Origin of the sequence: Intrasporangium calvum, assembly GCF_028446585.1 — a bacterium.
Classification (GTDB): domain Bacteria; phylum Actinomycetota; class Actinomycetes; order Actinomycetales; family Dermatophilaceae; genus Intrasporangium; species Intrasporangium calvum_A.
The window spans coordinates 1-5472 of sequence record NZ_JAPFQL010000128.1 but is presented as its reverse complement, the minus strand read 5'-3'; the positions used below and the strand labels follow the sequence as shown (position 1 = coordinate 5472).

7 protein-coding genes and 1 pseudogene are annotated in these 5472 nt (G+C 70.3%); 1 reads left to right on the top strand and 7 read right to left on the bottom strand.

Translation table 11 applies throughout. The features are described from left to right. The 4 genes and pseudogenes from OO014_RS18705 to rplS form a co-directional block, all read right to left on the bottom strand. Positions 1 to 253: pseudogene (locus OO014_RS18705) on the bottom strand (ribonuclease HII); the annotation flags it as partial. Between the two features lie 10 nt (positions 254 to 263). Further along, a complete protein-coding gene (lepB, locus tag OO014_RS18700) occupies positions 264 to 1124 on the bottom strand; it encodes a signal peptidase I (protein WP_272463839.1) in 861 nt (286 codons plus the stop codon). A gap of 66 nt (positions 1125 to 1190) precedes the next feature. Then, positions 1191 to 1895, bottom strand: coding sequence for a signal peptidase I (lepB, locus tag OO014_RS18695; RefSeq protein ID WP_272463838.1), 705 nt, complete (start codon positions 1893 to 1895; stop codon positions 1191 to 1193). 63 nt (positions 1896 to 1958) lie between these two features. Then, the gene (gene rplS, locus OO014_RS18690; RefSeq protein ID WP_272463837.1) at positions 1959 to 2333 is read right to left on the bottom strand and encodes a 50S ribosomal protein L19; all 375 of its coding nucleotides are present in this window, start codon (positions 2331 to 2333) and stop codon (positions 1959 to 1961) included. Positions 2334 to 2612: 279 nt separating this feature from the next. Here rplS and OO014_RS18685 point away from each other — a divergent pair, with 279 nt between their 5' ends. Next, positions 2613 to 3371: an ABC transporter permease gene (locus OO014_RS18685; protein ID WP_272463836.1), complete on the top strand. Its 759-nt coding sequence runs from the start codon at positions 2613 to 2615 to the stop codon at positions 3369 to 3371. Here OO014_RS18685 and trmD read toward each other — a convergent pair. The 3 genes from trmD to OO014_RS18670 all read right to left on the bottom strand — a co-directional run. Further along, the gene (gene trmD / locus OO014_RS18680) at positions 3368 to 4558 is read right to left on the bottom strand and encodes a tRNA (guanosine(37)-N1)-methyltransferase TrmD (protein WP_272463835.1); all 1191 of its coding nucleotides are present in this window, start codon (positions 4556 to 4558) and stop codon (positions 3368 to 3370) included. The two genes, OO014_RS18685 and trmD, sit on opposite strands and share 4 nt — an antisense overlap. Positions 4559 to 4564: 6 nt before the next feature. Further along, positions 4565 to 5107, bottom strand: coding sequence for a ribosome maturation factor RimM (gene rimM / locus OO014_RS18675; RefSeq protein ID WP_272463834.1), 543 nt, complete (start codon positions 5105 to 5107; stop codon positions 4565 to 4567). Between the two features lie 185 nt (positions 5108 to 5292). Next, positions 5293 to 5472 (bottom strand): KH domain-containing protein (locus OO014_RS18670; RefSeq protein ID WP_272463833.1); only part of this gene is annotated, 180 nt, incomplete at its 5' end.

Sequence of the window (5472 nt, the reverse complement as noted above, 5' to 3'; positions counted from 1 at the left end):
CGTGGGCGATCGCCCACCGCTCGATCCTCGGCACGAGCCCTCTGCGAGCCCGCTCGGTCAGCAGCTTGGAGTCCTTGACCCCGGTGGGAGCCGAGCGCACGCTCTCGTCGATGAGGACCACGCCGACGCTGACGGGTCCGGCCAGGGCACCGCGGCCCACCTCGTCCATCCCCGCGAGGAGTCTGTGACCGGCGCGCTGCAGTTGCCGCTCGACCCTCAGCGAGGGCTTCTTCGACGGTGTCCGAACAGCCATGGTGCCGCCCTCAGGACGACGGGGACCCGGACGGCGCCGGCACGTCCTTGAACGTCCGCTCGGGCACGCCGAGCCAGGTCACGTGGTCGATCGGCCAGACGATGAACAGGGCCCGTCCGACGATCTTCTCCATCGGCACGGAGCCGTCGGACCCGTCGTTGGAGGGGGCGTCGTGGTAGCGGGAGTCGGACGAGTCCGAGCGGTGGTCGCCCATGACCCAGACGCGGTCGGGGGGCACGACGATGTCGAAGGCCTTGCCCTCACTCGGGCCGTCGCCCGGCTTGAGATAGGTCTCCTCGACGGGTTGCCCGTTGATCGTGATGGGCCCGTCGCCTCCCTCGGAGACCACGTGGTCGCCGGGGAGCCCGATGACTCGCTTGATGAGGTGGTTCTCGGCGTCCTCCGGCAGCAGGCCGACGAAGACGAGCAGATCGTGCAGCGGACCACCCACGTCGGCGGTGCCGTTGGTCATGGAGCCGCTCAGCCAGGGGAACGGCTCCGCCGGGTCCTCGAAGACCACGACGTCACCGCGACGCAGGTCAAAGGGACCGGGGGTCAGCTTGCTGACGATGACCCGGTCGTCCTTGACCAAGGTGTTCTCCATCGACCCCGAGGGGATGTAGAACGCCTGGAAGAGCCACGTCTTGACGACGAAGGACAGGGCCATCGCGAGGACGACGACGATGAGCAGCTCCTTGAGGGCCGCCACCAGGCCGGCGCCGAAGCCCCGGCTCTCGTCACGGTCGTCGTCAGCCTCGACGCCCTCGCCCACCGTCTCGTCGATCGGTCCCCGGTCGGGATCGCCATCCGGGTCGCCGGCACGGTCCGGGTGCGGTCCCGTGTACTCCGGGCGGCCTGGCACTTGCGACATCACTCACCATTTCGTCGTCGGGAGCCCTTCCCGTGCCCATCCTTCCGGCACGGGCACGGGAACCAGTCAGGAATCGCCGGGTTCGATGGCTCCGAGTTGGTCGAGCGGCCAGTATCGCACCCACACCTTGCCGATGATGTCGTCTCCGGGAACCATGCCGCCACCCGCCTCGCCGAGGTGGGCGCGTGAGTCGGAGGAGTGGGCGCGGTTGTCCCCCATGACCCACAGCCGCTTCGGGGGGACGAGCACATCGAAGGTCAGCGTGCTGGGCTGCTGGCCGGGCTTGAGATAGGGCTCGTCGATCGGGGCCCCATTGACCTCGAGGCGCCCGTCGGGAGCGCAGCACTTCACGCGGTCACCCGGCAGCCCGATGACCCGCTTGACGTAGTCGGTGGGTGGGCCCTGCCCCACGAGGCCCTCGAGGCTCTCGCCGAGACGCTCGAGCAGCCCCTTGTCGGGCACGTCGAGGTTGAAGGCGCGGGACGCGTCGAAGACGATGATGTCGCCGCGCTGGATGTCCTCGAGGCTGCTCGTGCGGGTGACCAGGATGCGGTCCCCGACATGGAGGGTGTCCTCCATGGAAGTGCTGGGGATGCTGAACGGGGTGACCAGCACGGCCCGCACCACGAGGACGAGGAGCAGGGCGAGGGCCGGGCCGACGAGCCACCGCAGGTCCCGGTCCTTGTGCCTGGCCGATCGACTGGTAGGGGTGCCGGTCGGCGGGGACGACGAAGGCGCGGCGGATCCCGGGGGCGACGGCTCCTCACTCACGAGGAACCGTCCGATCCGGGAACCACCGCGCCTGTCGTCACGAACGCGTCAGGTCCGCGTGCGTCACGCCTTGGCGTCGGACTTCGCGGGCACCGCGTCGCGCTTCTCGCGGATCTTGGCGGCCTTGCCGCGCAGGCCACGCAGGTAGTAGAGCTTGGCGCGGCGGACGTCACCGCGGGTGAGGACCTCGATCTTGTCGATGATCGGGGTGTGGAGCGGGAAGGTCCGCTCGACGCCGACACCGAAGGAGATCTTGCGGACGGTGAACGTCTCGCCGATGCCGCCGCCGTGACGACGGATGACGACGCCCTGGAAGACCTGGACGCGGGAGCGGTTGCCCTCGACGACCTTGACGTGGACCTTGAGCGTGTCGCCGGCGCGGAACTCGGGGATGTCCGAGCGCAGCGATGCGGCGTCGATCGCGTCAAACGTGTGCATGATGCTTCACTTTCCTCGGGTGCCACAGGCCACCCGTGCGGGATGTCTGGTTCGCGTTCCGTGCGGCCACGTCTGCCAACGGTCCGAGGTGCTCGGTGCCGCTGGCTGGACTCCCCCTGTGGCAGGGGCCGTCATCAGCCGGACGCAAGGTCCAAGTTTGCCAGAGCCGCCGCCCTTTCGAAAATCCATGCCGTATGCCGCTGGGCTCACTCCCCGACACCGGCGCGCTGCCGCGCCAGCCGGCTCGAGCGACCCCTGACGTGGGGATAGCGTCGAGGCGTGACCATCAACCCCGGTTGGCCGGTGACCATCGCACTCGTCACCCTCCTGCTCGTGGCCGTCGGCGCCAACCTGGCCTTCCGGCACGGCCTCGCCCGGCAGTCCTTCGTGGCCGGTCTGCGGGCTGCCGCACAGCTGACCCTCGCGGCCGCGATCATCACCGCCGTCGTCGGCTCGATCTGGCTGTCGGTGGTGGCCCTGCTCGGGATGTTCACCATGGCGGTCATCACGACCTGCCGGCGTCTCGACAGCCCGGGTGCCTGGCCCTGGGCGACGGCGGCGATGGCGGCCGGGGTCGTGCCGGTGCTCACGATCCTCCTGCTGAGCCGGACCATCCCCTTCACGGGCATCGCGCTGATCCCCGTGGTCGGCATCATCCTCGGCAACACGATGACCGTGCACACGCTCGTGGGCCGCCGAGCCTTCGCCGCGCTGCGCGAGGAGCGGGGACAGTACGAGGCCGGCCTGTCGTTGGGCCTGCTGCCCGACCAGGCCATTGACGAGATCATCGCCCGGAGGGTGCCCGAGGGCCTCGTGCCGAGCATCGACCAGGTCAAGACCTCGGGGGTGGTCACCCTTCCGGGTGCCTTCATCGGAGTCATGCTGGGCGGGGGCAGCGCGGTTCAGGCGGCGACGGCACAGGTCCTCGTCCTCTTCGCCATCATGGCGACGCAGTCCGTGACCGCAGGGGTCGAGGCCCGGCTCATCCGCGCCCGCCGCACACTCCCCCGCGACCTGCGCGAGGCCCTGGTCTCCTAGCCCCTGCGACGTTTGACGAGCTCGACTGCGCCGGGGGCCGGCGGCTCGCCAGGCACGGGCCGATAGCCGGCCTTGCGGTACATCCGCAGGTTGTCCGCGCTGAGGGCACCGGCCAGCAGCGAGAAGCTGCGGGTGCCGCTGCTGGCCGCCTCCTCGGCGAGAGCGAGCAGCCGACGGCCGAGGCCGAGTCCTTGGAGGTCCGGGGCCACCATGAGCCGGGAGATGAACAGGTCGTCGCCGCGAACGCTCGTGCGCACCGAGCCGACGAGGCGACCGCCGGAGCGCGCGACCCACGTCCGGGTCTCGTCCAGGCTGGCCCGCAGCTCCTCGATGGACTCGTGGAGCGGCGGGATGTCGAGACGGTCGTTGGCGACGGCCTCCTGGACCCAGCACGCCTTGGTGAGGGTGAACAGCTCCGGCACGTCCGCGGGAACCGCAGGCCTGAGGTCCACCTCGAGATCGCCGTCCGTCGTCACCTGGGCCGGGTGCAGCAGGTCAGGGCGGCGGGACGCCGTCCTGGCCAGACGCTGCTCGTGCCGCCAGGCTGCAATGGCGGAGTGGTTGCCGGAGAGCAGCACATCGGGCACCGACCGGCCGTTCCACACCTTCGGCTTGGTGTAGATCGGATACTCGAGGAGTCCGTCCTCGTGTGATTCCTCGACGAGCGACTCGGCGTTGCCGATGACTCCGGGCAGCAGCCGGGCGATGGCCTCCACCATGGCGAGCACGGCGACCTCACCGCCGTTGAGGACGTAGTCGCCGAGGCTCACCACGGAGACCTCGAGTCCCAGGTCGTCCCGCGCGTACTCGTAGACCCGCTCGTCGATGCCTTCGTAGCGACCGCACGCAAAGGCGAGCCACGGCTCCTCGGCGAGCTCGCGGGCCAGCGACTGCGTGAACGGAGCACCGCCCGGCCCGGGGACGACGAGCCGAGGTCGCCGGCCACCAGACCCGTCACCCTGGGCCACGACGTGATCGAGCGCCTCCGCCCATGGCTGCGGTTTCATCACCATGCCGGCGCCACCTCCATACGGAGTGTCATCGACGGTGCGGTGCCGGTCGTGCGTGAAGTCGCGCAGGTCGTGCGCGGTGACAGTGAGCAGACCGTCCTCGCGGGCCTTGCCGATGAGCGACAGGTCGAGCGGGGCGAGGTACTCGGGGAAGATCGTGACGACGTCGATGCGCATCGAGCCTCAGGCCCCCGCGTCTCGGTAGAGGTCGAAGAGACCGGGCGGCGCGTCGATGACGACATGGTCGGCCTCCACCGTCGGGACGATCGCCTCGACGAACGGAACCTGAGCCGTCACCCCGTCGGACAAACGGATGACGAGGCGATCCTGGGCCGGGCCCAGGTCCAGGCCGGTGACCACCCCGATCACCGCACCGCCGAGGTCCCGGGCCTCCAGGCCGACGAGGTCATCCTCGAGAAACCCCTCCTCGTCGCCCTCGGGCGGCGCCGCGGACGCCTCGATCACGAGCCGGGTGCCGCGAAGACCCTCGGCGCCCGTGCGGTCGGGGATCTCCTCGAAGGCGAGCAGCCAGACGCCGTTGTGGTTGCGCGCCGATCTGATCGTGAGGCGCCTCGGCACGCCGGAGCCCGGCGCTGCCTCCGTCTCGAGCACCTCGCCGGGGGCGAAGCGTCGCTCGGGCTCGTCCGTGTGCAGCTGCACCGTGACCTCACCGCGCAACCCGTGCGGCTTGCCGATCCGGGCCACCACGATCCTGTCGCCACTCATGGCCTCATCCTCTCAACCGGTCCAGGCCACGCACGAACCGGCGCGGCCCCGCGCGAAACGGACCCACCCATGAAGGGTGCCGGGAAGCGGCAGCGAGCCCAGCGGCATACGGCATGGTTTCCTGCAGAACGCGAAGTGGGGCGCCCCGGAGTCCGGGACACCCCACTCGGCGTGCGAATGAGCGCTCAGCGCGCGCGGTCCGTGTCGACGATGTCGACCCGGACGTTGCCATTGCCGGCGAGGGCGTTGACGACCGTGCGCAGGGCGCTGGCCGTCCGACCCGACCGGCCGATGACCCGACCGAGGTCGTCCGGGTGCACCCGGACCTCGAGCAGCTCACCGCGGCGCAGCTCCTTGCGACGCAC

What these genes read in the sequence shown, in the direction of transcription:
- rimM (WP_272463834.1), bottom strand. Translation starts at nt 5,107, where the DNA reads ATGAGTGGCGACAGGATCGTGGTGGCCCGGATCGGCAAGCCGCACGGG.
- rplS (WP_272463837.1), bottom strand. Translation starts at nt 2,333, where the DNA reads ATGCACACGTTTGACGCGATCGACGCCGCATCGCTGCGCTCGGACATC.
- lepB (WP_272463839.1), bottom strand. Translation starts at nt 1,124, where the DNA reads ATGTCGCAAGTGCCAGGCCGCCCGGAGTACACGGGACCGCACCCGGAC.
- trmD (WP_272463835.1), bottom strand. Translation starts at nt 4,558, where the DNA reads ATGCGCATCGACGTCGTCACGATCTTCCCCGAGTACCTCGCCCCGCTC.